Origin of the sequence: Rubrivivax gelatinosus IL144 (assembly GCF_000284255.1) — a bacterium.
Classification (GTDB): domain Bacteria; phylum Pseudomonadota; class Gammaproteobacteria; order Burkholderiales; family Burkholderiaceae_C; genus Rubrivivax; species Rubrivivax gelatinosus_A.
This window is the reverse complement of record NC_017075.1, coordinates 4839498-4864408: the sequence shown is the minus strand read 5'-3', so window position 1 is coordinate 4864408 and position 24911 is coordinate 4839498. Positions and strand designations below refer to the sequence as shown.

The following is a 24911-nucleotide window of genomic DNA, read 5'->3' as shown; positions in this document are numbered from 1 at the left end:
TCAGGCGGCCGTCGCCGGCAGCACCGGGCTCAGCTTGCCGGCGAGCTTGAACCACAGCCAGCCGGCCGCGCCCAGGCCGCCGAACAGCGCCGCGATCAGCGGGTTGTAGTAGCTCATCGTCGCCAGGCAGAGCACGGCGGCGCCGAGCGCGAAACCCGGGAACCACGGGAACAGCGGCGCGCTGAACGGGCGCGCCATCTCGGGTTCGCTGCGGCGCAGCTTGAACAGGCTGGCCATGCTGACGATGTACATCACGATCGCGCCGAAGACGCTCATCGTGACGATGTTGGCGGTCAGCGTCTGGCCGCCGAACTGCAGCCACTCGTCGCTGAAGATGGCCAGCAGGCCGACGACGCTGCCGGCGACGATGGCCCGGTGCGGCGTCTTGAAACGCGGGTGCACCGCGCCCAGCGAGCCCGGCAGGAAGCCGGCGCGCGCCAGCGCGTAGATCTGGCGCGAGTAGCCGATCATGATGCCGTGGAACGAGGCCACCAGCCCGAACAGGCCCAGCCACACCAGCATGTGCAGCCAGCCGCTGGATTCGCCGACGATCAGCTTCATCGCCTGGGGCAGCGGGTCGTTGATGTTGGAGAGTTTGGTCCAGTCGCCGGCGCCGCCGGCGAAGACCATGACGCCGATGGCCAGCACCAGCAGCGTCAGGATGCCGCCGATGTAGGCGCGCGGGATCGAACGTTTCGGATCCTTGGCCTCTTCGGCGGCCATCGCCACGCCTTCGATCGCCAGGAAGAACCAGATCGCGAACGGGATCGCCGCGAAGATGCCGCCGATGGCGCCGAGGTGGAAGCCGTCGCTGCCGGCCCAGCCGCCCTTGGCGAAGTTGGCGAGCGAGAAGCCCGGCGAGACGACGCCCATGAAGACCAGCAGCTCGAAGATCGCGACCACGGTGACGACGAGCTCGAAGGTCGCGGCGATCTGCACGCCGAGGATGTTGACGACGGTGAAGATCGCGTAGGCGCCGACCGCGGCGATCTTCGGGTCCAGCCCCGGGAACTGCACCGCGAGGTAGGAGCCGATCGCCAGCGCGATGGCCGGCGGCGCGAAGACGAACTCGACCAGCGTCGCGTAGCCGGCGAGGTAGCCGCCGGTGGGGCCGAAGGCGCGGCGGCCGTATTCGAAGGGGCCGCCGGCGTGCGGGATCGAGGTCGTCAGCTCGGTGAAGCTGAAGATGAAGGTCGTGTACATCAGCGCGATGAACACCGCGGTGACGAGAAAACCGATCGTGCCGGCGCTGGCCCAGCCGTAGCTCCAGCCGAAATACTCGCCGGAGATCACCAGCCCGACGGCGATGCCCCAGAGCTGCCAGGTCGACAGCGTTTTGTTCAGTGCGGGTTGCGACATCTGAAATCCCTCCGGGCCGGGCGCGGCCCTTGCTCCAGGGCAAGCGTAGAAGCGCGGTCGGGCTGCGCGTTAGCGGGAATCGGCAATGTTGCAAAGCACGAACCGTGTGCAGAACGCACCATGGCGCGCCGCCAGCCGCGCCGCCCACGACGTCGACGAGCACGCCGCGCACCTGAGCGGCTGGCGCCAGGAGTACGACCAGCTCGGCGAAGGCCGCTTCGACGGCCGGCTCGACGAGGCGCTGGCCGATGGCGTGCAGCTCTTCCGCGAGCGCACCAGCCAGCGCCTGCGCCAGCGCTGCGAGGTCTGGCGCGACGCCGTCTGGTGCGGGCTGACCGAAGCCGACGACGGCTCGCGGCTGAACGGCCGGCGGGTCGGCGCCGGCGCGGTGATGGCCAGCGGCACCGACGGCAGCTTCGAGCTCGTCAGCCCGGCGGGGCATTCGATCGTCGGCATCGTCGTCTCGCGTGCGCTGCTGGCGCGGCACGCGCCGGCGCTGCCCCAGCCCGAGTCGCGCGAGGCCGCCTGGTGGCCGCTGGAGCCGGCGCAGCGCCGCGACGCGCTGGCGCTGGCGCGCGCGATCCTGGCGCTGGCCGCCGCCGGCCAGGCGCCGCCGCCGTCGGCGCTGCTGGACACCGTGGCCGGGCTGCTGGCCGCGCGCGCCGTGCCGCGCGAGCGTGGCAACGCCGCGTCGCGCCGCCATCTGGTCGCCCAGGCGCATGCGCTGGTGGCGGCCTCGCCCGAGCGGGTGCCCGGCGTCGCCGAACTCTGCGCGGCGCTGCACGTCAGCCGGCGCACGCTGCAGTACGCCTTCGAGGAAGAGGCCGGCGTCACGCCGCTGGCCTATCTGCGCAGCGTGCGGCTGAACGCCGTGCGCCGCCTGCTGCGCGCCGGCCGCCCGGGACAGACGGTGCAGGCCGCGGCCCAGGCCTGGGGCTTCTGGAACCTCAGCGCCTTCGCCGCCGACTACCGCCGGCAGTTCGGCGAACGCCCGTCCGAGACGCTGGCGCGCAGCGGCTGAGGCCCCGGAGCGGGGCGTATACTGCCCGCTCCAGCGCCGATTTGTTTCCTGATTGCGGGCGCTTTAACAAATGCCGCTAAAGAGGACACCGAGACCCGGTGCCCGCTGACGGCGGCGCCGGGTTTTTGTTTTATGGCTTCGGTCGGACGCGTCACTCCCCAGACGATGCACTTCGACGAGCCGCTGCCGCTGCGCAGCGGGGCGTCGCTTCCTTCCTACTCGCTGGTCTACGAGACCTACGGCAGGCTTAACGCCGAGCGCAGCAACGCGGTGCTGGTGTGCCATGCGCTCAACGCCAGCCACCACGTCGCCGGCGTCGACGAGCGCGGCGCCACCGGCTGGTGGGACAACCTGGTCGGCCCCGGCAAGCCGCTGGACACCGAGCGCTTCTTCGTCATCGGCGTCAACAACCCGGGCTCGTGTTTCGGCTCGACCGGGCCGACGCACCTGAACCCGGCCACCGGCAAGGCCTGGGGCGCCGACTTCCCGGTCGTCACCGTCGAGGACTGGGTCGACGCGCAGGTGCGGCTGGTCGAGCGCCTGGGCATCCCCAAGCTGGCCGCGGTGCTGGGTGGCAGCCTGGGCGGCATGCAGGCGCTGTCCTGGGCGATGCGCCACCCCGAGCGGCTGGAGCACTGCATCGCGGTGGCCACCGCGCCCAACCTGTCGGCGCAGAACATCGCCTTCAACGAGGTCGCGCGCCGCGCCATCGTCACCGACCCCGACTTCCACGGCGGCCACTTCTACGAACACGGCGTGGTGCCCAAACGCGGCCTGCGCGTGGCGCGCATGATCGGCCACATCACCTACCTGTCCGACGACGCGATGGAGGCCAAGTTCGGCCGCGAGCTGCGCGCCGCCGAGCTGGGCTACAGCACGCAGGAGATCGAGTTCCAGATCGAGAGCTACCTGCGCCACCAGGGCGACAAGTTCAGCGCCTACTTCGACGCCAACACCTATCTGCTGATCACGCGCGCGCTGGACTACTTCGACCCGGCGCGCGAGCACGGCGGCAAGCTCGCGGCGGCCTTCGCGCCGGCACGCGACAAACGGTTCCTCGTCGTCAGCTTCACGACCGACTGGCGCTTCTCGCCGGCGCGTTCGCGCGAGATCGTCAAGGCGCTGGTCGACAACCGCATAGCCGTCAGCTACGCCGAGATCGCCGCCCCGCACGGCCACGACGCCTTCCTGCTGGAGGACCCGCGCTACCACCAGGCGATGCGCGCCTACTTCGAGACCGTCGCCGCGCGGGTCGGCGCCGTGAAGACGGAGGCCGCCCATGTCTGAACGCCGCGACCTGCAGATCATCGGCGACCTCGTGCCGCACGGCAGCCGCGTGCTCGACCTGGGCTGCGGCAACGGCGAGCTGCTCGCCTGGCTGCAGCGCCACAAGGGCTGCACCGGCTACGGCATCGAAATCGATGACGCCAACGTGCTCGCCTGCGTGCAGCGCGGCGTCAACGTCGTGCAGCTCAACCTGGAAGAAGGGCTGGCGCTGTTCGACGACCAGAGCTTCGACGTCGTGCTGCAGATCGAGACCCTGCAGCACCTGCGCAATGCCGAGCGCATGCTGCACGAGACGGTGCGCGTCGGCCGCATCGGCATCGTCAGCTTCCCGAACTTCGCCCACTGGCCCAACCGCGTGCGTGTCGTCGGCGGCCGCATGCCGGTGACGCGCGCCCTGCCCTACGAGTGGTACGACACGCCCAACATCCGCGTCGGCACCTACGCCGACTTCGAGGTGCTGGCGCGCAAGAACGGGCTGCAGATCAGCGACGCCTTCGGGCTGCAGGACGGGCGTGTCGTGCGCACGCTGCCCAACCTGCTGGCCAGCGTGGCGGTGTTCAAGTTCGAACGCAGCTGACTAGACTGGGCGCATGCAGACGCCCCACGCCTCGCTGTCGCCGGGCCCGCTCGCCGGGCTCAAGGTGCTCGAACTCGGCCAGCTGATCGCCGGGCCGTTTGCCGCCAAGACGCTGGCCGACTTCGGCGCCGAGGTCGTCAAGATCGAGCCGCCCGACGGCGGCGACCCGCTGCGTCGCTGGCGGCTGCTGAAGGACGGCACCTCGGTCTGGTGGCAGGTGCAGTCGCGCAACAAACGTTCGGTGGCGCTGGACCTGAAGGACCCCGAGGCCCAGGCGCTGGTGCGTGAGCTGGCGCTCGAAGCCGATGTGCTGATCGAGAACTTCCGCCCCGGCGCGCTGGAGGGCTTCGGCCTCGCGCCCGAGGCGCTGGCCGAGGCCAACCCGCGGCTGATCGTGCTGCGGGTCAGCGGCTACGGCCAGACCGGGCCGTATCGCGACAAACCCGGCTTCGGCGTCGTCGCCGAGGCGATGGGCGGCCTGCGCCACCTGAGCGGCGAGCCCGGGCGTGTGCCGGTGCGCGTCGGCGTGTCGATCGGCGACACGCTGGCGGCGCTGCACGGCGTCATCGGCGTGCTGATGGCGCTGCACGAGCGCGAGAAGAGCGGCCGCGGCCAGATCATCGACGTCGCGCTCTACGAGGCGGTGTTCAACTGCATGGAAAGCCTGCTGCCCGAGTACAGCGCCTTCGGCGCCGTGCGCGGCCCGGCCGGCAGCGCCTTGCCGGGCATCGCGCCGACCAACGCCTACGTCTGCCGCGACGGCCAGGTGCTGGTGGCCGGCAACGGCGACAGCATCTTCCGCCGGCTGATGAAGACCATCGGCCGCGAGGACCTGGCCGCCGACCCGGAACTGGCCGACAACACCGGCCGCGTCGCGCGGGTCGCCGAACTCGACGCCGCGATCGGCGCCTGGACCGCCACGCGCACGGTCGACGAGGTGCTGGCGGCGCTGGACGCCGCCGCGGTGCCCGGCGGGCGCATCTACACCGCCGCCGACATCGCCCACGACCCGCACTACGCCGCGCGCGAGATGCTGCTGCCGGTGACGCTGGACGACGGCAGCACGCTGACGGTGCCCGGCATCGTGCCCAAGCTGTCGCGCACGCCGGGCGGCCACCGCCGCAACGCGCCGACGCTGGGCCAGGACACCGACGAGGTGCTGGCGCCGCTGCGCGCGAAGCGCAAGATCGAAGGCTAGACGCGCGGGACGGGCGCCAGCGGGTCGAAGCCGGCGTCGGCCTTGGTCTGCCAGGCCTGGATCGCCTTGGCCATCTCGCCGATGTCGAAGATCGCGCTCTGCAGCAGCGCCATCTGCTCCAGCGCGTCGGCCGTCGGGTGGTCGATGGCGTAGTTCAGCGCCAGCTTGCTGCCGGCGACGGCCAGCGGCGACTTGGTGGCGATCTCGGCGGCCAGCGTCAGCGCGTGGTCCAGCGTCGCCGCGGCGTCGGGCAGCACGGCGTTGACCAGGCCGATGGCCAGCGCGCGCTCGGCACCCAGCCGTTCGCCGGTGTAGGCCATCTGGCGGGCGACGCCCGGCGGCACGATCTTCGGCAGGCGCTGCAGCACGCCCAGGTCGGCGGCCATGCCGATCTGGATCTCCTGCACGGTGAAGAAGGCGTCGGCAGAGCAGACACGCAGGTCGCAGGCCGCCGCCAGGTCGAGCGCGCCGCCGATGCAGCCGCCCTGAACCGCGGCGATGACCGGGAAACGCGCCGATTCCAGCACGTCGAAACAGCGCATCAGCTGGCGCAGCGAGTCCTGGAAGGCCAGGCGCCGGCGCGCGTTGCCGGTGTCCAGCAGCGACAGGTCGCTGGCGAAGACGTCCAGCGCCATGCCGGCGCTGAAGTGCTTGCCGGTCGAGGAGATCACCAGCACGCGCGTGCGGCCCTCGGCGTTGAGCGACTCGACGACCTCGCGCAGCGCCGGGAAGAAGGCCGGCGTCATCGTGTTCAGCCGCTCGGGGCGCGCGAGCTGCAGGTGGGCGACGCCGGTGTCGGCGAGCTCGAGGCGGAAGAAGTCGGTCGTCATCGGCCCAGGATAGCGGCGGCCCCCGGCGCTGCGAAGCCCGGCTTCCCCTCGGCCCGCGGGGGCGCAGGCCTACACTGGCGGGATTGCCCGATTCACGCAGGAGCCGCCCATGAACGCACCCGACCGCCACCTGCCGCTGGCCGACTTCGTCGACCGCGCCTGGGACGAGCGCATCGTGCCCGCCCTCACCGACTACATCGCCGTGCCGGCCAAGAGCCCGATGTTCGACGCCGACTGGCAGGCCCACGGCCACATCGAACGCGTCGTGCAGGACGCCGTGGCCTGGGTCGAATCGCGCCGCGTGCCGGGCCTGGCGATCGAGATCGTGCGCATCCCCGGGCGCACGCCGGTGATCTTCTTCGAGGTCGCGGCCACCGGCGCGGCGACCGACACGGTGCTGTTCTACGGCCACCTGGACAAGCAGCCCGAGTTCAGCGGCTGGCGCAACGACCTGGGCCCCTGGACGCCGAAGTACGTCGACGGCCTGCTCTACGGCCGCGGCGGCGCCGACGACGGCTACGCGATCTACGCCGCGGTCACCGCGATCGAGGCGCTGAAGGCCCAGGGCACGGCGCACCCGCGCTGCGTCGGCGTCATCGAGACCTGCGAGGAAAGCGGCTCGCACGATCTGCCGGCCTATCTGGACGCCTTGAAGCCCCGCCTCGGCGAGGTCGGCCTCGTCGTCTGCCTGGACAGCGGCGCCGGCAACTACGACCAGCTGTGGCTGACGACCAGCCTGCGCGGCATGGTCAGCGGCGTGCTGAAGGTCGAGATCCTGACCGAAGGCATCCACTCCGGCGACGCCAGCGGCCTGGTGCCGTCGAGCTTCCGAATCCTGCGCCAGGTGCTCGACCGGCTGGAGGACGCCAGAACCGGCCAGCTGCTGCCCGAGTTCTTCCACTGCGAGGTGCCGGCCTCGCGCGTCGCCCAGGCCCAGGCCACCGCGGCCATCCTCGGCGACGACGTCTGGAAGCGCATGCCCTGGGTCTGCGGCGCCGACGGCAACCTGGCGCTGCCGACGACCACCGACCCGGTCGAAGGCCTGCTCAACCGTACCTGGCGGCCGACGCTCAGCGTCACCGGCGTCGACGGCTTCCCCGAGCTGAAGAGCGCCGGCAACGTGCTGCGCCCCTACACCGCGTTCAAGCTCAGCCTGCGCCTGCCGCCGCTGGTCGACGGCCACGAGGCCAGCATCCGGCTGAAGGCGCTGCTCGAGGACAACGCGCCGTACAACGCGCGCGTGAGCTTCGTGCCCGACGGCCGCGCCGGCGCGCTGGGCGCCAGCGGCTGGAACGCGCCCGAGCTGCCGGTCTGGCTGGAAGACGCGCTGAACGCGGCGTCGAACACGCACTTCGGCGCCCCGGTCGGCTACATCGGCCAGGGCGGCACGATCCCGCTGATGAGCATGCTGCAGGCCGGTTTCCCGAAGGCGCAGATGATGGTCTGCGGCGTGCTGGGCCCCAAGAGCAACGCCCACGGGCCCAACGAGTTCCTGCACGTGCCCTACGCCAAGCGCCTGACGGCCGCGGTGGCGCAGGTGGTCGCCGCCTTCCGCTGAGCCAGGGCCGGAGGCCACGATGGACCAGCTGCGCGCGATGAAGGTCTTCGTGCGCGTCGTCGACGAAGGCGGCTTCGCGCGTGCGGCACGGGCGCTGGACATGGCGCCGCCGGTCGTCACGCGGGTCGTCGCCGAACTCGAGGCCCACCTGGGCGCGCGGCTGCTGAACCGCACGACACGCCGTGTCGCGCTGACCGAGGTCGGCGAGAGCTACCTGGAACGTTCGCGGCGCATCCTGGCCGAGGTCGACGAGGCCGACGCGCTGGCCGGCGAAGCGACGCGCGAGCTGAGCGGGCCGCTGCGCCTGCTGTGCCCGTCGGCGCTGGCGGCGCACCAGCTGGTGCGCCACCTGCCGCGTTTCGCCGCCCAGCACCCCAAGCTGGCGCTGGAGCTGACGGCGCCGGGGCGCGTCGAGACCGTCGACGAGGACTACGACGTCACGCTGCTGACGCTGCGCGACCCGATCGACGGCGACTTCGTCGCGCGCCGGCTGGCGCGCTCCGAGGTGCTGCTCTGCGCCGCCCCCGGCTACCTGTCGCGCCATGGCCGGCTGCGCCATCCGCGCGATCTGGCGCGCCACGAGCTGCTGTTCCAACCGGCGGCGCAGCCGCGCGGGCTGGTCTTCTTCCGGGGCGGCGAAGCCGGTGCCAGCGAAGCCACCGAGACGGTGATGCCCGAACGTGCGCCGGTGCTGCGCTGCGACGACGTGCAGACCCAGCTCGCCGCAGCGGTCGCCGGGCTCGGCGTCGCCGCGCTGCCGACGCTGGTGCTCGAGGAGGTGCTGGCCGACGGCCGCCTGGAGCGTGTGCTGCCGGCCTGGCGGCTGTCGGGGCTGTCGATCTGGGCCGCGATGCCCAGCCGCAAGCACGTGCCGGCGCGAACGCGCGCGCTGCTGGAGTTCCTGATCCAGGCTTTCGGCGGTGACGACCGCGACCCCTGGCTGGCCGCCTGCGGCGGGCCGCTGGCGCTCGTCGCCTGAACTAGAAGGTGAAGCCGGTCTCGACGCGCCGGCCCGACAGCGGCTGCAGCAGCGGCAGCAGCGGCTTCAGCGGTGCGTAGCGCATCGCGACCTTGCTCGCGTAGTCGAAGAAACGCGGCAGGTCCTCGGCGTAGCGCGGCTTGCCGTCGCGGTGCTTCAGGCGGCAGAAGATGCCCAGCACCTTCAGGTGGCGCTGCAGCCCCATCCATTCGAGCGCGCGCCAGAACTCGCCGAAGTCGTGGCCCATCGGTGTCGCCCAGCGGCAGCCCGGCGCGGCGCGCCTGTTCCCACCAGCGCACGGCCCAGTCGATTTCCTGCGCCTCGTCCCAGGACAGGAAGGCGTCGCGCAGCAGCGAGGCCAGGTCGTAGGTGATCGGGCCGCGCACCGCGTCCTGGAAGTCGAGGATGCCGGGGTTGGGCTCGGCCACCATCAGGTTGCGCGGCATCCAGTCGCGGTGCACCGCGACCTGCGGCTGCGCCAGCGCGCTGGCGACGAGCGCGTCGCAGACGCGGTTCCAGGCCGCGTGTTCCTTGTCGCTCCAGGTGACGCCGAACTCGCGCTGCACGCACCACTCGGGGAACAGCGAGAGTTCGCGGCGCAGCAGCGCCTCGTCGTACACGGGCAGCGTCGCGGCGTCGACATGGGCCTGGAACTGCACCAGCGCGCGCAGCGCGTCGCGCATCAGCGCGTCGGCGTGGCGGCCTTCGGTGTCGCGCAGCGCGTCCAGGTACAGCTTGCGGCCCAGGTCGGTGAGCAGCACGAAACCTTGTTCGGCGTCGCACTCCAGCACCTTGGGCGCGTGCAGCCCGGCGGCTTCGATCAGGCCGGCGACGTGCACGAAGGGGCGCACGTCCTCCTGCGGCGGCGGCGCGTCCATCACGATCAGGCTGCCGCGGCCGGCGTCGACACGCAGGTAGCGGCGGAAGCTCGCGTCGGCCGACGCCGGCGCGAGCGTCGCGCGGTCGATCTGGTGGCGTGCGGCGATGGAATCGAGCCAGTGCTCGAAGGCGAGTCGGCGGCCCTCGTCGGGCCACGCGACGGCGGCGGTGGGCAGGCTGTCGCTCATGGATAATCGATTCTACAAATGCGACTGACACCGCTGGCGCTGGCGGCGGGATTGGCGTTCGTCGGCGCGGGTGTTCGGGCGCAAGCCCCGGATGCCCCGGCCGAAAGCGTGCCGCCATCCCCCCCGCAGCTCATCCCCGACCGCAAGCTCACGGCCCCGCCCGGCGGCGAGGCCGGCCGCCGCCTGCCGATCGTGCTGCGCGCGCAGGAAGTGCGTTCGCGCCCCAACCTCGACGCGGTGGCCGAAGGCGACGCCGAGTTCCGCCGCGGCGGCACGGTGATCCAGTCCGACCGCCTGAGCTACGACCAGGCCGAGGACCTGGCGATCGCGCGTGGCCACGTGCGCATCGAACGCCAGGGCGCGATCTACTGGGGCCCCGAGCTGCAGCTGCGTGTGCAGCGCTTCGAAGGTTTCTTCCTCGAGCCCGAGTTCGCGTTCCCGGAACTCGGCTCCGGCGGCCGCGCCGACCGCATCGACTTCCTCGACAACTCGCGCGCCCGGCTCAGCAACGCGCTGTACACCAGCTGCCCGCGCGACGGCGACGCCGAGCCCGACTGGGTGCTGCAGGCGCGCGCGGTGCGCATGGATTTCGACGCCAACGAAGGCGTCGCCGAAGGCGCGGTGCTGCGCTTCCTCGGCGTGCCCATCCTCGGCGGCCCGGAGATCAGCTTCCCGCTGACCGACGAGCGCAAGTCGGGCTGGCTGCCGCCGTCGATCGGGCTGGACAGCCGCAGCGGCTTCGAGCTGACCGTTCCCTATTACTGGAACATCGCGCCCAACCGCGACGCGACGATCGCGCCCTGGCTGTCCACGCGCCGCGGCGCCGGCCTGCAGACCGAGTTCCGCTATCTCGAGCCCTCGCTGGGCGGCACGCTGAACCTGGACCTGCTGCCGCACGACCAGGTCGCCGGCCGCTCGCGCAGCGCCTGGCAGTGGCAGCACGAGGGCCGCTTCGGCGATTCGGCGTTCTACTCGGCCAACCTGCGCCACGTCTCCGACGACGGCTGGTGGAAGGACTTCCCCGATTCGCGCCGCAGCCTGACGCCGCGCCTGCTGAGTTCGGACGCCGACGTGGAGCAGCCGCTGCGTCTGGGCGAGGCCGAGGGCGTCGCCTACCTGCGCATGCAGCGCTGGCAGGTGCTGCAGGACAGCGACCAGCGTGTCATCTCGCCGTACCAGCGCAGCCCGCAGACCGGCGTGCGCCTGGGCGGCAGCGTCGCGGGCCTGAGCTACAGCGCCGAGACCGAGTTCAACCGCTTCACGCTGCCCGACGGCGAAGACGACGGCACCCGGCTCACCGGCGACCGCGTGCACCTGCTGGCCTCGGTGGGGCACCGCTTCGGCGAGCCGGGCTGGTGGCTGGAGCCGCGGCTGGCGTTCAACGCCGCCAGCTACCGCACCGACCAGCGCATGGCCAACGGCGAACGCAGCGCCTCGCGTTCGGTGCCGACCTTCAGCCTGGACTTCGGCGTCGAGCTCGAACGCGAGACCTCGGGCTTCGGCCGCGCGCTGCGCCAGACGCTGGAGCCGCGCCTGCTGTACGTGCGCACGCCCTACGAGAAGCAGTCCGACCTGCCGAACTTCGATTCCTTCGGCAAGGACTTCAACTTCCAGTCGATCTACACGCCCAACGCCTTCTCCGGCGTCGACCGTGTCTCCGACTCGAACCTGCTGACGGCCGGCGTGACCTCGCGCGTCGTCGACGCGGTCAACGGCAAGGAGCTGTTCCGGCTCGGCGTCGTGCAGCGCTACCTGTTCTCGGACCAGCGTGTCACGCCCCAGGCCGACGGCACGCCCGACGGCGAACCTTTCGACCAGCGTTTCTCCGACCTTCTGCTGCTCGGCTCGACCTCGCTCGTGCCGAGCTGGACGCTGGACGGCACCGTGCAGTACAGCCCCGAGATCTCGCGCACCGTGCGCTCGGTGGTCGGCGCGCGTTATTCGCCCGGGCCGTTCCGCACCGTCAGCGCCACCTACCGCTTCACGCGCGGGCTGAGCGAGCAGGTCGAGGTCGGCTGGCAATGGCCGCTCTTCGGCCGCGTGCCGACCGCCGCCGAACGCGGTTCGCGTTCGATGATCGGCGCGGCCGCCGGCGGCGGCGGGGCCTGCAGCGGCACCTGGTACAGCGTCGGCCGCTTCAACTACAGCACCAAGGACAGCCGCATCACCGACTCCATCCTCGGCGTCGAGTACGACGCCGGGTGCTGGATCGGGCGCTTCGTCGCCGAGCGCCTGTCCACCGGCCGCAGCGAAGCGACGACGCGGCTGATGTTCCAGCTGGAGCTGGTCGGGCTGTCGCGCCTGGGCTCCAACCCGCTCGGGGTCTTGAAGGACAATATCCCGGGCTACACCCTGCTGCGCGAAGACCGCCGCGACCCCATCTCCTCCGACGAATGACCGAATCCCTCAACGCCTGGCGCCGCGCCGCGCTGGCGCTGGCGCTCGCTGCCGCGGCCGTCACGGCCCCGGCGCAGCAGCGCCAGCGCAACGGCGACTACATCGTCGCCATCGTGAACCAGGAGGCCGTCACCGCCGCCGAGCTGGAGACTCGCGTGCAGCGGGTGCTCCAGGAGGCGGCGCGTGCCGGCGGCCCGCAGCCCGCGGTCGAGGAAGTGCGCAAGCGCGTGCTCGACGACCTGATCGAAGAACGTGCCGTCGTCACCTATGCCCGCGACAGCGGCATGCGTGTCGAGGAGCCCGAACTCGACCGTGCGGTGCAGAGCGTGGCGGCGCAGAACCAGATCAGCGCCGAGCAGCTGCGCGCCCGGTTGCGCGCCGAAGGCATCGACTACGCGCGTTTCCGCGCCAACCTGCGCGACCAGATCATGATCGAGCGGGTGCGCGAGCGCGAGGTCTACCAGCGCATCCGCATCACCGACGGCGAGATCGACCGCTACCTGGCGCAGCAGAACATCGCCACCCAGGCCGACGTCGAGCTCAACATCGCGCAGATCCTGGTCACCGTGCCCGAAGGCGGCGACGAATCCGTGGTCGCCGCGCGCAAGGCTCGCGCCGAGCAGGCGCTGGCGCGCGTGCGCAAGGGCGAGGACTTCACGGCGGTCGCACGCGAGATCTCCGAAGACTCCAACAAGGAGCGTGGCGGCGTCATCGGGCTGCGGCCTTCGGCGCGCCTGCCGGACCTCTTCGTCGAGGCGGTGCGCGACGTGCCGGCCGGCGAGGTGAAGCCCGAACTCGTGCGCTCGGGCGCCGGGTTCCACGTCCTGAAGGTCGTCGAACGCAAGGAGACGACCGCGGTGCGCGTGACGCAGACCCATGCCCGCCACATCCTCGTGCGCACTTCCGACCAGGTCTCGCCCGAGGTCGCGGAGCGTCGGCTGGCGGACTTCCGCCGCCAGATCGCGGCCGGCCAGCGGCGTTTCGAGGACATCGCGCGCCAGTACTCGGAAGACGGCTCGGCGCCGTCGGGCGGCGACCTCGGCTGGTTCTCGCCCGGCACGATGGTGCCGGAGTTCGAGGACGCGATGAACAAGCTGCCCGTGGGCGGCGTCTCCGAGCCGGTGCAGTCGCGCTTCGGCGTGCACCTGATCCAGGTCGTCGAGCGCCGCGAAGTGCCGGTCGAGGCGCGCCAGGTGCGCGAACAGGCGCGCAACGTGCTGCGCGAACGCAAGTTCGACGACGCCTACAACGAGTGGGCCAAGGACCTTCGCGATCGGTCGTACATCGAGTTCCGCGAGCCTCCGGTCTGAGCCCCGCGTGAAGCACCAGCCGCGCAAGCGTTTCGGCCAGCACTTCCTGGCCGACGACTCGATCATCGACGCGATCGTCGACGCGATCGACCCGCAGCCGGGCGAGGCGATGGTCGAGATCGGCCCGGGCCTGGGCGCGATGACCATGCCGCTGCTCGAACGCATAGAGCGCCTGACCGTCGTCGAGCTCGACCGCGACCTGGCGGCGCGGCTGCGCCGCGTGCAGGGGCTGGAGGTCGTCGAAGCCGACGTGCTGAAGGTCGACTTCGCCGCGCTGGCGGCAGCCGCCGGGCGGCCGTTGCGCGTCGTCGGCAACCTGCCCTACAACATCTCGACGCCGATCCTCTTTCACCTGCTGGAAGCGGTGGAGCACGTCGTCGACCAGCATTTCATGCTGCAGAAGGAAGTCGTCGACCGCATGGCCGCCGGCCCCGGCGGCAAGGACTACGGCCGCCTGTCGGTGATGCTGCAGTGGCGTTACGAGATCGAGTCGGTGCTCGACGTGCCGCCCGAGGCTTTCGACCCGCCGCCGCGTGTCGACTCGGCGATCGTGCGCATGCTGCCGCTGCCGGCGCCCGAGGGCGTCGACGCGGCGCTGCTGGGCGAGCTGGTGACGGTCGCGTTCTCGCAGCGGCGCAAGCTGCTGCGCCACACGCTCGGACGCTGGATGGAACAACGCGGCGCCGAGGTCGGGTTCGACCTCCAGCGCCGCGCCGAAGAAGTGCCGGTGGCGGACTACCTGGCGCTCGCGCGCGCGGTGGCCGCCGGCTGAACGATCGCCGCCGCCGTCAGGCGGCGTTGAGCCAGGCCGCGGTGTCGAACGCGCTGCACATCATCGGCATGTTCATGCCGAAGTTGGGGTTCTGACCGTTCTTCGAGACCGTCTTGGCGGCCGGCTTGACCGCGGTGGTGTTCTGGGCCGTTTCCGTGGCCCGCTCCCATGACCCGTTTTCCTGGGAGCGGGCTACTGAAAAGAATAGAAGCACCTGAACGGTATCCTCCGCTCGCCCCAGAAATCGGCGGCGTCGCGGAAGACGTCGAGCAGCTGCTCGCGCGCCTCGCGGTCGAAACGCGGGTTGTCGGGAATCTGCTCGAGCACGACGACGAAGCCCGGCTGCGGCCCGGCCTTGTGCACGAGGTCGGTCATGCAGTCGTACAGCGCGTCGAGGTTCTTGCCGAAGTGGGCAGGGAACAGGAACGCCGCCGCGATCGCCTCCAGCACCTCCTGCTTCGACTGGGCAGCCGACAGGTTGGCGTAGAGAAAATGCTGGCCGGCGCCTCCGGCGGCCTGCATCAGGTCATCGACACGGTAGGCCCGTATCGCCTGGACGATGTTGGGTCGGACGGTCTGCAACTCCATGGTCGCGTGCCTCCTTGGGGGTTCAAAAACAGGTGTCACCGCGCGCCCGCTTCCGCGATCCGGCTGAAGCTCGCGTAATGGTCGGCGGTATAGAAACAGGTGTCCGGTGCGGTCGCTTGCTGGCCGCCGCAAATGATGCGACGGGCGCCCCGGTTGCGTGCGCCCGGCGTGGGCACGGTGTACTCGCGGTAGTAGCCGCGCGCCTTGGCCGGAAGCAAACGTTCGCGATTGAAGAAAACCGTGCCGTCCTTGGGGTAGGGGAACGGCCCGCCGGAGCGGATCAGCCGGTAGGTCTTCTGGGCCTGGGCCGGGAGTTCTTCGAGGGTGACGACGCTGGGCGAGTCGGACGGGGGCGCGGCGGGGCGTGCATGGACTGCTGCGCCGGACGCCAGGCCTGTGGCCATGACGATCGCGAGAGCCCCTCTGCAAACCGCCTGTCGGAGCGCGCCACTCCTGTCGGCCTGACCGGACCAGAACACGGGTCAACCCTGAAAGAACAAACCGCGATGGTACCTTCCGGCCGCGGAAAACTCAAGGTTGTGCCTCAAAAAAGGGCAAGGTGCGCGCCAAGTGAGTAGGCGCACACATGTTCGCTTTGTCTATGCCGACGCGCCGTGGCGGGCGCGTCGGAAGGAGCAAGTCAGCGCAAAACGTTGGCGTCGGCGACGGCCAGCGCCGTCATGTTGACGATCCGGCGCACGGTCGCCGACGGTGTCAGCACGTGCACCGGCTTGGCCGCGCCGAGCAGCACCGGGCCGATCGCGATGCCGCCGCTGGCGGCTGTTTTCAGCAGGTTGTAGGCGATGTTGGCGGCGTCGATGTTGGGCAGCACCAGCAGGTTGGCGTCGCCCTGCAGCGTGCCGTTGGGCATCAGCGCGGCGCGCGCCTGGGCGTCCAGCGCGATGTCGCCGTGCATCTCGCCGTCGACCTCCAGCCAGGGCGCGCGCTCGCGCAGCAAGCCCAGCGCGCGCCGCACCTTGACCGCGCTGGGCTGGTCGCTGGTGCCGAAGTTCGAGTGCGACAGCAGCGCCACCTTGGGCTGGATGCCCAGCTTCAGCAGCTCGTCGCCGGCCATCTCGGCGATCTCGGCCAGCTCCTCGGCCGTCGGGTCGTAGTTGACGTGGGTGTCGACGAGGTAGACCTGGCGCCCCGGCAGGATCAGCCCGTTCATGCAGGCGTAGACGCTGGCGCCTTCGCGCCGGCCGATGACCTGGTCGATGTAGTGCAGGTGGCTGGCGGTCGTGCCCCAGGTGCCGCAGAGCATCGCGTCGACCTCGCCCTTGGCCAGCAGCATCGAGCCGATCAGCGTCAGCCGCCGGCGCATCTCGATCTTGGCCACCTGTTGCGTCACGCCCTTGCGTTCGGCCATGCGGTGGTAGGTCTGCCAGAAGTCGCGGTAGCGGCTGTCCTGCTCGACGTTGACGACCTCGAAGTCCAGGCCCTCGCGCACGCGCAGCCCCATGCGTTCGACGCGCCGCGCGATCACCGCCGGCCGGCCGATCAGCGTCGGCCGCGCCAGGCCCTCGTCGACGACGACCTGCACCGCGCGCAGCACACGTTCGTCCTCGCCCTCGGCATAGGCCACGCGGCGTGCCGTCGCGCGCTTGGCGATGTTGAAGATCGGCCGCATCGTCTGGCCCGAGGCGTAGACGAAGGCCTGCAGCTTCTCGCGGTAGGCGTCGAAGTCCTCGATCGGCCGCAGCGCGACGCCGCTGGCCTGGGCCGCGGCGGCCACCGCCGGCGCGATCTTGATCATCAGCCGGGCGTCGAAGGGCTTGGGGATCAGGTACTCGGGGCCGAAGGACAGCGTCTGGCCGCCGTAGGCCGCGGCCACCGCGTCGTCCTGCTCGGCCTGGGCGAGCTCGGCGATCGCGTGCACCGCGGCGATCTCCATCTCGTCGGTCACCGTCGTCGCGCCGCAGTCCAGCGCGCCGCGGAAGATGTAGGGGAAGCACAGGACGTTGTTGACCTGGTTCGGGTAGTCGGTGCGGCCGGTGGCGATGACGGCGTCGTCGCGCACGGCCTTGACCTCCTCGGGCAGGATCTCCGGCGTCGGGTTGGCGAGCGCGAAGACGATCGGCCGCGCGGCCATCGAACGCACCATGTCGGGCTTGAGCACGCCGCCGGCCGACAGGCCCAGGAACATGTCCGCGCCTTCGATGACCTCGCGCAGCGTGCGCGCCGCGGTGTCCTGGGCGAACTGGGCCTTGTCATCGTCCATCAGCTCGGTGCGGCCGCGGTAGACGACGCCGGCCAGGTCGGTGACCCAGACGTTCTCGCGCCGCACGCCCAGCTTGACCAGCAGCCCCAGGCAGGCCAGCGCCGCGGCGCCGGCGCCGCTGGCGACGACCTTGATCTCGTCGATGCGCTTGCCGACGACCTTCAGCGCGTTCAGCGCCGCGGCGCCGACGACGATCGCCGTGCCGTGCTGGTCGTCGTGGAAGACCGGGATCTTCATGCGCTCGCGCAGCTTGCGCTCGACGTAGAAGCAGTCCGGCGCCTTGATGTCCTCGAGGTTGATGCCGCCGAAGGTCGGCTCCAGCGCGGCGATGTGCTCGACGAGGCGGTCGAGGTTCTTCTCCTGGACCTCGAGGTCGAAGACGTCGATGCCGGCGAACTTCTTGAACAGCACCGCCTTGCCTTCCATCACCGGCTTGGCGGCCAGCGGGCCGATGTCGCCCAGGCCCAGCACCGCGGTGCCGTTGGTGACCACGGCGACGAGGTTGCCGCGCGAGGTGTAGCGGAAGGCGGCCGCCGGGTCGGCGACGATCTCCTCGCAGGCGAAGGCGACGCCGGGCGAATAGGCCAGCGCCAGGTCGCGCTGGTTGACCATCTGCTTGGTCGGCGCGATGGCCAGCTTTCCGGGGGTCGGAAGCTCGTGGTATTCGAGCGCGGCGCGACGCAGCTCGGCGCGCTTGTCTTCGGGGCTGGACATCCTGTCTCCTGGTGGCGTCGCGAGGGGCCAAAGATTCTAGGCAGCGGCTTCAGACCCTGCTGCGATGCGCAAAAGCGCGTAGCCTTCGCGCCCGCCGCGCCGCCGATACTGCGCGGCATTCCCCCGACCGCACGATGAACGACCCCGACGACTCCGCGCGCGCCCCGCGCCTGCACCGCTGGCTGCCCTGGCTGGCGCTGGTGCTGCTGCTGATCGTCGCCCAGTCGCTGCTGGTCTGGCTGACGCTGCGCCACGAGTCCACGCGCGCCCAGGAAGAGGCCGACGAGGTGGCCACCGAGACCGCCGCCGAGGCCAAGCGCGACCTGCTCGCGGCGATGCGTTCGCTGCAGGCGCTGAGCTGGGGCGACCCGGCCGCCGAGCGCTGGCGTGCCGACGCCGCGGCGCTGCTGCGCGGCCAGCGCCTGCTGCTGCGCATCGAACGCCGCGACCCCGAGCTGCGCATCGGCGACGCGGTCGACGGCCCGTTCGCGCTGCCGCTGTTCTCGGCGATGCCGCGCCAGTCGCTGGACGTCGAGGCCGGCATCGCCTGCGCCGCGGCGCGCCACCTGGCGGCGCCGGCCTTCTCGCGCAGCTACTTCGTGCCCGGCGACGGCGGCATCGGCGAGGAGGTCGTCGACGTCTGCGTGCCGGTGCTGCGCAGCGGGCGCGAGGTCGGTTTCCTCGTCGGCACCGTCGGCCTGCCGCAGCTGCTGGACGGCGCGCTCGGGCCGCGCCAGGCGCGCCGCCACGAGCTGAGCTTCGTCGAAGGCGACGGCACGCGGCTGGCGCGTGCCGGCCTCGTGCGCGGCGCCGGCATCTACCAGGCCGAACGTGTCATCGACGTGCCCGGCGCGGCGCTGCAGCTGCGTGCCGACAGCGCCTCGGGCCGGCCCAGCCTGATCCCCAACGTCGCCACCGCGCTGGTGCTGGGCCTGTCGCTGGCGCTGTTCGCCGTGGTGCTGCTGCTGGCGCGCGACGTGCGCCGGCGCGCGCGTGTCGAACGAGCGCTCGGCGAGGCGCTGGCCTTTCGCAAGGCGATGGAGGACTCGCTGGTCACCGGCTTGCGCGCCCGCGACCTGCAGGGCCGCATCACCTACGTCAACCCGGCGTTCTGCGCGATGGTCGGCTTCAGCGAGGAGGAGATGCGCCAGCCGCTGCCGCCGTACTGGCCGCCGGAGTTCGTCGAGGTCTACGCCGAGCGCCAGCGCGGCCGGCTGGTCGGCGCCGGGCGCCCGGCGCGCGAGGCGCGCGAAGGCTTCGAGACGGTCTTCATGCGCAAGAACGGCGAACGCTTCCCGGTGATGATCTACGAGGCCGCGCTGGTCGACGGCCAGGGCCGGCAGACCGGCTGGATGAGCACCGTGCTCGACGTCAGCGCCCAGCGCCGCATCGAGGAGCTGTCGCGCCAGCAGCAGGACCGGCTGCAGGCCAGCGCCCGCCTGGCGACCGTCGGCGAGATGGCCTCGCTGCTGAGCCACGAGCTGAACCAGCCGCTGGCGGCGATCGCCAGCTACTCCAGCGGCTCGCTGAACCTGCTCGACGACGCGGCCCACGACGGCACGCCGCCGGGCCCGGTCGACGCGATGCTGCGCCAGGCGCTGGAGCGCATCGCCGAGCAGGCCGAGCGCGCCGGCCGCATCATCAAGAGCGTGCACCACTTCGTGCGCCGGCGCGTGCAGCAGCGCGAGACGCTGGGCGCCGACCAGCTGATCGACGCCGTGCTGCCGCTGGTGCGGCTGCAGGCGCGCAAGAGCGGCACCCGCGTCGAGATCGACATCCCCAAGCGGGCGCCGCGCCTCGAATGCGACCGCACGATGCTCGAGCAGGTGCTGCTGAACCTGACGCGCAACGGCATCCAGGCGATGGAGACCGATACGCCGCTGGAAGAGCGCGTGCTGGCGCTGCGCGTGCGCCAGGCCTCGCCGCAGCGCATCGAGATCGTCGTCGCCGACCGCGGGCCGGGCATCCCGGCCGAGGTCGCCGACAAGCTCTTCACGCCCTTCTACACGACCCGCACCGAAGGCATGGGCCTGGGGCTGAGCCTGTGCCGCACGGTCGTCGAGCAGCACGGCGGCACGCTGGAGTTCGGCCCCGGCGCCGACGGCCGCGGCAGCGAGTTCCGCTTCACGCTGCCGGCCGCGCGCACGCCGACGCCGGGCGGCCAGCCGCGCGAACATGCCGCCGGCGGCTGAGCGGCGATACTCGCATCCGATGCGCCCCGATCCCGCCCTCGGCATTCCGGTCGTCTACCTCGTCGATGACGAGGACGTCGTGCGCGATGCGCTCGCCTGGCTGCTGCGTTCGCGCCGCCTGCTGTCCGAAGGCTTCGCCAGCGCCGAGGCCTTCGAGGCCTTCCGCGCCGGCTGCCGCGCGCCCTGGCCCGATGCGCCGTCGTGCCTGCTGCTGGACGTGCGCATGCCCGGCCAGTCGGGCATCGCGCTGTTCGAGCAGCTCGCCGAGTCCGGACTGACCGAGACGCTGCCGGTGATCTTCCTCACCGGCCACGGCGACGTGCCGACCGCGGTGGCCGCGGTCAAGCGCGGGGCCTTCGACTTCGTAGAGAAGCCGTTCTCGAACAACACGCTGGTCGACCGCGTCGAACAGGCGCTGCTGGTCAGCGCCGAGGCGCTGGGCCGGCGGCGGGTGGCCGAGTCGGTGCGGCGCTCGCTGGCCGAGCTGACCGACCGCGAGCGCGAGGTCATGCGCCTGGTCGTCGAGGGCCGGCCGAACAAGGGCATCGCCGACCAGCTGGCGATCAGCGTGCGCACCGTCGAGGTCCACCGCGCGCGCGTGTTCGAGAAGATGAACGTCAAGTCGGCGATCGAGCTCGCGAACCTGCTGCGAGAATCCGGCGCCTGAGCACCGCGGGCAGGCGCCTTGCCGCCGGCCCCGCCGACCACCATGGGCGAATTCGAACTCATCGAGAAGTACTTCGGCCGCGCGCCGCGCCGGGCCGCCGTCGGCGTCGGCGACGACTGCGCGCTGCTGGACGTCGAGCCGGGCATGCGCCTGGCCGTCTCCAGCGACCTGCTGGTCGAGGGCCGCCACTTCCTGTCGACGGTCGCTCCGGAGCGCCTGGGCCACAAGGCGCTGGCGGTGAACCTGTCGGACCTGGCAGCCTGCGGCGCCGAGCCGCTGGCCTTCACGCTGGCGATCTCGATGCCGCGTGTCGACGAGAGCTTTCTCGCCGGCTTCTCGCGCGGCCTGTTCGCGCTGGCCGAGCGCCACGGCATCGAACTCGTCGGCGGCGACACGACGGCCGGCCCGCTGTCGATCTGCATCACCGTCTTCGGCCAGGTACCGCCCGAGCAGGCGCTGCTGCGCAGCGGCGCACGCCCCGGCCACGACCTCTGGGTCAGCGGCCGCCTGGGCGACGCGCGCCTGGCGCTGGAGGTCTTCCGCGGCACGGCGACGCTGCCCGGCAGCGCCTTCGAGGAGGTGCGGCGCTCGATGGAATGCCCCGAGCCGCGTGTGCCGCTGGGCATCGCGCTGCGCGGCCTGGCCACCAGCGCGATCGACCTCAGCGACGGCCTCGCCGGCGACCTGGGCCACGTGATGCGGCTGTCGGGCGTCGGCGCGACGGTCGACTACGACGCCATCCCGCGCAGCACCGTGCTGGCGATGCAGTCGGCCGAGCTGCAGCGCGAATGCCTGCTCGCCGGCGGCGACGACTACGAGCTGCTGTTCACCGCGCCGCCGTCGCGCCGCGACGCGGTGCTCGCCGCCGCCGCCGAAGCCCAGGTGGCGGTGACCTGCATCGGCGGCATCGACGCCGAGGACGAGCTGCGTTTCGTCGACGGCCAGGGCCGGCCGATGGACGTCGCGGCGCGCGGCTTCGACCACTTCGCCTGACGGGCCTGATGCTCGCTTCCCGCGCCAGCACCGCCTTCATGCTGCGCCACCCGGCGCACTGCATCGCGTTCGGCTTCGGCAGCGGCCTGGCGCCCAAGGCGCCGGGCACCTTCGGCACGCTGTGGGCCTGGGGCGCGTTCTGGCTGCTCGACCACTGGCTGGGCACGGCCGGCTGGGCGCTGCTCATCGGCGCCGGGCTGTTGATCGCGCCCTGGGTCTGCGCGATCACCGCGCGCCACATGGGCGTCGGCGACCCGTCGGCCGTCGTCTGGGACGAGGTCGTCGCGTTCTGGATCGTGCTCTGGCTGGTGACGCCGGCCGGCTTCTTGATGCAGGCGCTCGCGTTCGCGCTGTTCCGTTTCTTCGACGCCGCCAAGCCCGGCCCGGTGGGCTGGGCCGACCGGCGCTTCAAACCGCGGCCCGACGGCACGATCGGCTGGCGCGAAGGCTTCGGCATCGTCTTCGACGACCTGGTGGCCGCGGGCTGCACGCTGCTGGTCATCGCGATCGGGGTCGCGCTGTGGCGCTGACCCGCTTCGAGCCCGCGGTGCTGGCCTTGGCCGACGCGCTGCGGGCGCGCGGCTGGCGCATCGCCTGCGCCGAGAGCTGCACCGGCGGCCTGCTGGCCGCGGCCTGCACCGCGGTCGCCGGCTCCAGCGACTGGTTCGAACGCGGCGTGGTCAGCTACAGCAACGAAGCCAAGACCGGTCTGCTGGGCGTGCCGTCGGCGCTGATCGCCGCCCACGGCGCGGTCAGCGAGGAGGTTGCGCGTGCGATGGCCGAAGGGCTGCTGGCGCGCGCGCCGGTCGAGCTGACGCTGGCCGTCACCGGCATCGCCGGCCCGGGTGGCGCGGTGCCCGGCAAGCCGGTCGGCACGGTCTGGATCGCCTGGGCCGTGGCCGGGCGCACCGAGGCCCGGCTGCTGCAACTCGGCGGCGACCGCGCCGCGGTGCGCGAAGCGACGGTGGACGCGGCGCTGGCCGCGCTCGTGGCGGCGGCGCACGCATGAAGGTCCGCCTCGCCGGCGAGATCGACGCGCGCTGGCGGCAGGAGCTGGCCGCCGCGCTGCCCGAAGCACGCTGGTGCGACGACGGCGATGCCGATGTCGCCGTCGTCGCCAACCCGCCGCCCGGCGCGCTGGCCGGCATGCCCTCGCTGGCGCTGGTGCAGTCCTTGTGGGCCGGTGTCGACCGCCTGCTCGCCGACCCGACGCTGCCGCCCGGCGTGCCGGTGGCGCGCATGGTCGACCCGGTGATGAACGCGGCGATGGCCGAGACCGCGTCGTGGGCCGTGCTGGCGCTGCACCGCGGCTTCTTCGACTACGCCGCGCGCCAGCGCGAAGGCCTGTGGCGGCCGCACGCGCAGCGCCGCGCCGACGAGGTGCCGGTGCTGGTGCTGGGGCGCGGGGAGATGGGCGGCACGGTCGGCGCGCGCCTGGCGGCGCTGGGCTACCGCGTCGAGCACTGGCACCGCGGCCGCGAGCTGGCGCCGTTGCTGGCGGCCGCCGAGATCGTCGTCAACCTGCTGCCGCTGACGCCGGCCACGCGCGATCTGATCGACGCCCGTTTCCTCGCCGCGCTGCCCGCAGGCGCGTCACTGGTGAACCTGGGCCGCGGCACCCACGTCGTCGAGCCCGACCTGCTGGCGGCGCTGGACACCGGCCGGCTGCACCACGCGGTGCTCGACGTCTTCCGCCAAGAACCGCTGCCGGCGGGCCACGCCTTCTGGGCCCATCCGCGCGTCACCGTGCTGCCGCACGCTGCGGCAGCGACCGACCCGCGCAGCGCCAGCCGCGTCGCCGCGGCCAACCTGCGCGCCTGGCGCGACGGCCGGCCCGTCGCTCACCTCGTCGATCGCGGCCGCGGTTACTGAGCCAGCAGGCTGCGCGGCGGAGTCTGGCAACTGCCGACGTGGGCGGAACCGCACCACAGCATTCGTCAGACTGACTGGAGCCTCCCTCCCGGAGGGAGGCTGGAGGGTGCGGTCTGACGAGCTGGAGCCCCATCTCGGAGGGGGACTAGGGGGAGCCCAACGTGCCGGCGCAGCCTAGGAGCTTGGGCGGCGAAGCCGCCAAGCTCCTAGGCGTGCAGCGCCAGCGCGCGCGGCATGCTGGCGCGCGTGCCGCGCGTCGGCGTGCCGGCCGCGGCGGCGGCCTCGACGGCCATCAGCACCAAGCGGCGCAGCGCGTCCCAGGGTTCGGCCGGCCAGTCGGGGTGGCGCAGGCCCTTGACGATGCCGTCGACCGTGCTCGCCGCCTGCACCAGGTGCTGTGCCTGGTGGCCGGCCAGCGTCGGCACGACGCGTTCGTAGAGCTTTTCTTTCGTGCCCCAGACACGCGCTTCGCGCAGCGCCAGGGGCAGCGGCTTGCCGTCGTCGACGGCGGCGCGCACGCGTGCCAGGCCGCGCAGGTCCTCGGCCAGCGTCCAGTGCACCAGCACCGGCGCCTCGCCTTCGGCGCGCAGGCCGTCGAGCATGCGCAGCGCGCGTGCCACCTGGCCGGCGAGCACCGCCTCGCCGAGCTTGAAGACGTCGTAGCGTGCGACGTCGAGCACCGCGGCCTCGACCTGCTCGAAGCTCAGTTCGCCCGGCGGGTACAGCAGCGCGAGCTTCTGCAGCTCCTGGTGCGCGGCCAGCAGATTGCCTTCGACGCGGTCGGCGAAGAAGGCCAGCGTCTGCTGCCCGGCTTCGCCGCTGGCCACACGCTGGCCCTGGCGGCCCAGGCGCTGCGCCAGCCAGGCCGGCAGCGCCTTGCGTTCGACCGGCTCGACCTTGAGCACCGGGCCGGCGCCGTCGAGCGCGGCGAACCAGGCCGACTTCTGCTGCTGGAAATCGAGCTTGGGCAGCGTCACCAGCGTCAGCACCTCGGGCGAGAGCTGCTGGCAGTAGCGCTGAAGCGCTTCCGAGCCGTCCTTGCCGGGTTTGCCGTTGGGGATGCGGATCTCGATCAGCTGGCGGTCGGCGAACAGCGACAGCGCCTGCGAGGCGCCGAGCAGGCCGCTCCAGTCGAAGTGCTGGCCGACGGTGAAGACCTGGCGCTCGACGAAGCCGGCGGCGCGCGCGGCGGCGCGGATCGCATCGCCCGCTTCCTGGGCCAGCAGCGGCTCGTCGCCGTGGATCGTGTAGAGCGTGTCGAGCCCGCGCTGCAGGCGCTGCTCGAGCTGTTCCGGACGCAGTTGCATCG

22 protein-coding genes, 1 pseudogene and 1 riboswitch are annotated in these 24911 nt (G+C 71.9%); of the genes and pseudogenes, 15 read left to right on the top strand and 8 right to left on the bottom strand.

The annotated features are described in order from the left end of the window. Window positions 1-1359 (bottom strand): ethanolamine permease, encoded by a 1359-nt coding sequence (gene eat / locus RGE_RS22185; RefSeq protein ID WP_014430723.1) that lies wholly within the window; start codon window positions 1357-1359, stop codon window positions 1-3. Window positions 1360-1444: 85 nt separating this feature from the next. On the opposite strand from eat, the gene RGE_RS22180 reads away from it, so the two are divergent. The 4 genes from RGE_RS22180 (at window position 1445) to RGE_RS22165 (ending at window position 5442) form a co-directional block, all read left to right on the top strand. Continuing rightward, complete coding sequence (locus RGE_RS22180; protein ID WP_014430722.1) at window positions 1445-2380, top strand: helix-turn-helix domain-containing protein; 936 nt, start codon at window positions 1445-1447, stop codon at window positions 2378-2380. A gap of 23 nt (window positions 2381-2403) precedes the next feature. After that, window positions 2404-2481, top strand: a riboswitch (SAM riboswitch). A gap of 31 nt (window positions 2482-2512) precedes the next feature. Continuing rightward, a complete protein-coding gene (metX, locus tag RGE_RS22175) occupies window positions 2513-3667 on the top strand; it encodes a homoserine O-succinyltransferase MetX (RefSeq protein WP_014430721.1) in 1155 nt (384 codons plus the stop codon). After that, window positions 3660-4244: a methionine biosynthesis protein MetW gene (gene metW, locus RGE_RS22170; protein ID WP_014430720.1), complete on the top strand. Its 585-nt coding sequence runs from the start codon at window positions 3660-3662 to the stop codon at window positions 4242-4244. Before metX ends, metW begins: the two co-directional genes overlap by 8 nt. Window positions 4245-4257: 13 nt before the next feature. Further along, window positions 4258-5442, top strand: a complete 1185-nt coding sequence (locus RGE_RS22165; protein ID WP_014430719.1) for a CaiB/BaiF CoA transferase family protein — start codon at window positions 4258-4260, stop codon at window positions 5440-5442. Here RGE_RS22165 and RGE_RS22160 read toward each other — a convergent pair. Beyond that, on the bottom strand, window positions 5439-6272 hold the full coding sequence (locus RGE_RS22160; RefSeq protein ID WP_014430718.1) for an enoyl-CoA hydratase-related protein: 834 nt from the start codon (window positions 6270-6272) through the stop codon (window positions 5439-5441). The genes RGE_RS22165 and RGE_RS22160 overlap by 4 nt on opposite strands. A 109-nt stretch (window positions 6273-6381) precedes the next feature. Between RGE_RS22160 and RGE_RS22155 the strand changes: the two genes are divergently transcribed. Both RGE_RS22155 and RGE_RS22150 read left to right on the top strand, forming a co-directional pair. Further along, window positions 6382-7830, top strand: a complete 1449-nt coding sequence (locus tag RGE_RS22155) for a M20 family metallopeptidase (protein WP_014430717.1) — start codon at window positions 6382-6384, stop codon at window positions 7828-7830. Between the two features lie 19 nt (window positions 7831-7849). Further along, complete coding sequence (locus RGE_RS22150) at window positions 7850-8809, top strand: LysR family transcriptional regulator (RefSeq protein ID WP_014430716.1); 960 nt, start codon at window positions 7850-7852, stop codon at window positions 8807-8809. Between the two features lies 1 nt (window position 8810). Here RGE_RS22150 and RGE_RS22145 read toward each other — a convergent pair. Continuing rightward, window positions 8811-9876: pseudogene (locus tag RGE_RS22145) on the bottom strand (aminoglycoside phosphotransferase family protein). A 108-nt stretch (window positions 9877-9984) separates the two neighbouring features. Between RGE_RS22145 and RGE_RS22140 the strand changes: the two are divergent. Genes RGE_RS22140 through rsmA form a run of 3 tightly spaced genes read left to right on the top strand, consistent with a single transcriptional unit; the run spans window position 9985 to window position 14355 of the window. Continuing rightward, the gene (locus RGE_RS22140; RefSeq protein ID WP_232504964.1) at window positions 9985-12273 is read left to right on the top strand and encodes an LPS-assembly protein LptD; all 2289 of its coding nucleotides are present in this window, start codon (window positions 9985-9987) and stop codon (window positions 12271-12273) included. Further along, a complete protein-coding gene (locus RGE_RS22135; protein ID WP_014430714.1) occupies window positions 12270-13583 on the top strand; it encodes a peptidylprolyl isomerase in 1314 nt (437 codons plus the stop codon). Before RGE_RS22140 ends, RGE_RS22135 begins: the two co-directional genes overlap by 4 nt. Window positions 13584-13590: 7 nt before the next feature. Further along, window positions 13591-14355 carry a 16S rRNA (adenine(1518)-N(6)/adenine(1519)-N(6))-dimethyltransferase RsmA gene (gene rsmA, locus RGE_RS22130; RefSeq protein ID WP_014430713.1) on the top strand — a complete coding sequence of 255 codons (765 nt, stop codon included), beginning with the start codon at window positions 13591-13593 and terminating at the stop codon, window positions 14353-14355. A 16-nt stretch (window positions 14356-14371) separates the two neighbouring features. Here rsmA and RGE_RS24195 read toward each other — a convergent pair whose 3' ends face one another. From RGE_RS24195 to RGE_RS22115, 4 genes are all read right to left on the bottom strand, one after another. Beyond that, window positions 14372-14569, bottom strand: coding sequence for a hypothetical protein (locus RGE_RS24195; protein WP_014430712.1), 198 nt, complete (start codon window positions 14567-14569; stop codon window positions 14372-14374). Next, window positions 14548-14982, bottom strand: a complete 435-nt coding sequence (locus RGE_RS22125; RefSeq protein ID WP_050985512.1) for a barstar family protein — start codon at window positions 14980-14982, stop codon at window positions 14548-14550. Before RGE_RS22125 ends, RGE_RS24195 begins: the two co-directional genes overlap by 22 nt. After that, a complete protein-coding gene (locus tag RGE_RS22120) occupies window positions 14979-15347 on the bottom strand; it encodes a ribonuclease domain-containing protein (RefSeq protein WP_050985513.1) in 369 nt (122 codons plus the stop codon). Before RGE_RS22120 ends, RGE_RS22125 begins: the two co-directional genes overlap by 4 nt. A 236-nt stretch (window positions 15348-15583) precedes the next feature. Next, window positions 15584-17878, bottom strand: a complete 2295-nt coding sequence (locus tag RGE_RS22115; protein ID WP_014430709.1) for an NADP-dependent malic enzyme — start codon at window positions 17876-17878, stop codon at window positions 15584-15586. A gap of 134 nt (window positions 17879-18012) precedes the next feature. On the opposite strand from RGE_RS22115, the gene RGE_RS22110 reads away from it, so the two are divergent. From RGE_RS22110 to RGE_RS22085, 6 genes are read left to right on the top strand one after another with little or no spacing between them, the layout of a single operon-like run. Beyond that, window positions 18013-20070: a sensor histidine kinase gene (locus RGE_RS22110; protein WP_014430708.1), complete on the top strand. Its 2058-nt coding sequence runs from the start codon at window positions 18013-18015 to the stop codon at window positions 20068-20070. Window positions 20071-20089: 19 nt separating this feature from the next. Then, window positions 20090-20737: a response regulator transcription factor gene (locus tag RGE_RS22105; RefSeq protein ID WP_014430707.1), complete on the top strand. Its 648-nt coding sequence runs from the start codon at window positions 20090-20092 to the stop codon at window positions 20735-20737. A gap of 42 nt (window positions 20738-20779) precedes the next feature. Next, the gene (gene thiL, locus RGE_RS22100) at window positions 20780-21730 is read left to right on the top strand and encodes a thiamine-phosphate kinase (protein ID WP_014430706.1); all 951 of its coding nucleotides are present in this window, start codon (window positions 20780-20782) and stop codon (window positions 21728-21730) included. An 8-nt stretch (window positions 21731-21738) separates the two neighbouring features. Further along, a complete protein-coding gene (locus tag RGE_RS22095; protein WP_014430705.1) occupies window positions 21739-22260 on the top strand; it encodes a phosphatidylglycerophosphatase A family protein in 522 nt (173 codons plus the stop codon). Continuing rightward, a complete protein-coding gene (locus tag RGE_RS22090) occupies window positions 22251-22739 on the top strand; it encodes a CinA family protein (protein WP_014430704.1) in 489 nt (162 codons plus the stop codon). The genes RGE_RS22095 and RGE_RS22090 overlap by 10 nt, the downstream gene beginning before the upstream one ends. Next, window positions 22736-23602 (top strand): 2-hydroxyacid dehydrogenase, encoded by an 867-nt coding sequence (locus RGE_RS22085; RefSeq protein WP_014430703.1) that lies wholly within the window; start codon window positions 22736-22738, stop codon window positions 23600-23602. Before RGE_RS22090 ends, RGE_RS22085 begins: the two co-directional genes overlap by 4 nt. A gap of 206 nt (window positions 23603-23808) precedes the next feature. Here the strand turns inward: RGE_RS22085 and holA are convergent, their stop codons facing one another. After that, on the bottom strand, window positions 23809-24909 hold the full coding sequence (holA, locus tag RGE_RS22080) for a DNA polymerase III subunit delta (RefSeq protein WP_014430702.1): 1101 nt from the start codon (window positions 24907-24909) through the stop codon (window positions 23809-23811). Window positions 24910-24911 lie beyond the last annotated feature (2 nt).

What these genes read in the sequence shown, in the direction of transcription:
- RGE_RS22110 (WP_014430708.1), top strand. Translation starts at nt 18,013, where the DNA reads ATGAACGACCCCGACGACTCCGCGCGCGCCCCGCGCCTGCACCGCTGG.
- RGE_RS22160 (WP_014430718.1), bottom strand. Translation starts at nt 6,272, where the DNA reads ATGACGACCGACTTCTTCCGCCTCGAGCTCGCCGACACCGGCGTCGCC.
- RGE_RS22105 (WP_014430707.1), top strand. Translation starts at nt 20,090, where the DNA reads ATGCGCCCCGATCCCGCCCTCGGCATTCCGGTCGTCTACCTCGTCGAT.
- RGE_RS22180 (WP_014430722.1), top strand. Translation starts at nt 1,445, where the DNA reads ATGTTGCAAAGCACGAACCGTGTGCAGAACGCACCATGGCGCGCCGCC.
- eat (WP_014430723.1), bottom strand. Translation starts at nt 1,359, where the DNA reads ATGTCGCAACCCGCACTGAACAAAACGCTGTCGACCTGGCAGCTCTGG.
- thiL (WP_014430706.1), top strand. Translation starts at nt 20,780, where the DNA reads ATGGGCGAATTCGAACTCATCGAGAAGTACTTCGGCCGCGCGCCGCGC.
- holA (WP_014430702.1), bottom strand. Translation starts at nt 24,909, where the DNA reads ATGCAACTGCGTCCGGAACAGCTCGAGCAGCGCCTGCAGCGCGGGCTC.
- RGE_RS22165 (WP_014430719.1), top strand. Translation starts at nt 4,258, where the DNA reads ATGCAGACGCCCCACGCCTCGCTGTCGCCGGGCCCGCTCGCCGGGCTC.
- RGE_RS22120 (WP_050985513.1), bottom strand. Translation starts at nt 15,347, where the DNA reads ATGGCCACAGGCCTGGCGTCCGGCGCAGCAGTCCATGCACGCCCCGCC.
- metX (WP_014430721.1), top strand. Translation starts at nt 2,513, where the DNA reads ATGGCTTCGGTCGGACGCGTCACTCCCCAGACGATGCACTTCGACGAG.
- RGE_RS22095 (WP_014430705.1), top strand. Translation starts at nt 21,739, where the DNA reads ATGCTCGCTTCCCGCGCCAGCACCGCCTTCATGCTGCGCCACCCGGCG.
- RGE_RS22085 (WP_014430703.1), top strand. Translation starts at nt 22,736, where the DNA reads ATGAAGGTCCGCCTCGCCGGCGAGATCGACGCGCGCTGGCGGCAGGAG.
- RGE_RS22150 (WP_014430716.1), top strand. Translation starts at nt 7,850, where the DNA reads ATGGACCAGCTGCGCGCGATGAAGGTCTTCGTGCGCGTCGTCGACGAA.
- RGE_RS22155 (WP_014430717.1), top strand. Translation starts at nt 6,382, where the DNA reads ATGAACGCACCCGACCGCCACCTGCCGCTGGCCGACTTCGTCGACCGC.
- metW (WP_014430720.1), top strand. Translation starts at nt 3,660, where the DNA reads ATGTCTGAACGCCGCGACCTGCAGATCATCGGCGACCTCGTGCCGCAC.
- RGE_RS22115 (WP_014430709.1), bottom strand. Translation starts at nt 17,878, where the DNA reads ATGTCCAGCCCCGAAGACAAGCGCGCCGAGCTGCGTCGCGCCGCGCTC.
- RGE_RS22135 (WP_014430714.1), top strand. Translation starts at nt 12,270, where the DNA reads ATGACCGAATCCCTCAACGCCTGGCGCCGCGCCGCGCTGGCGCTGGCG.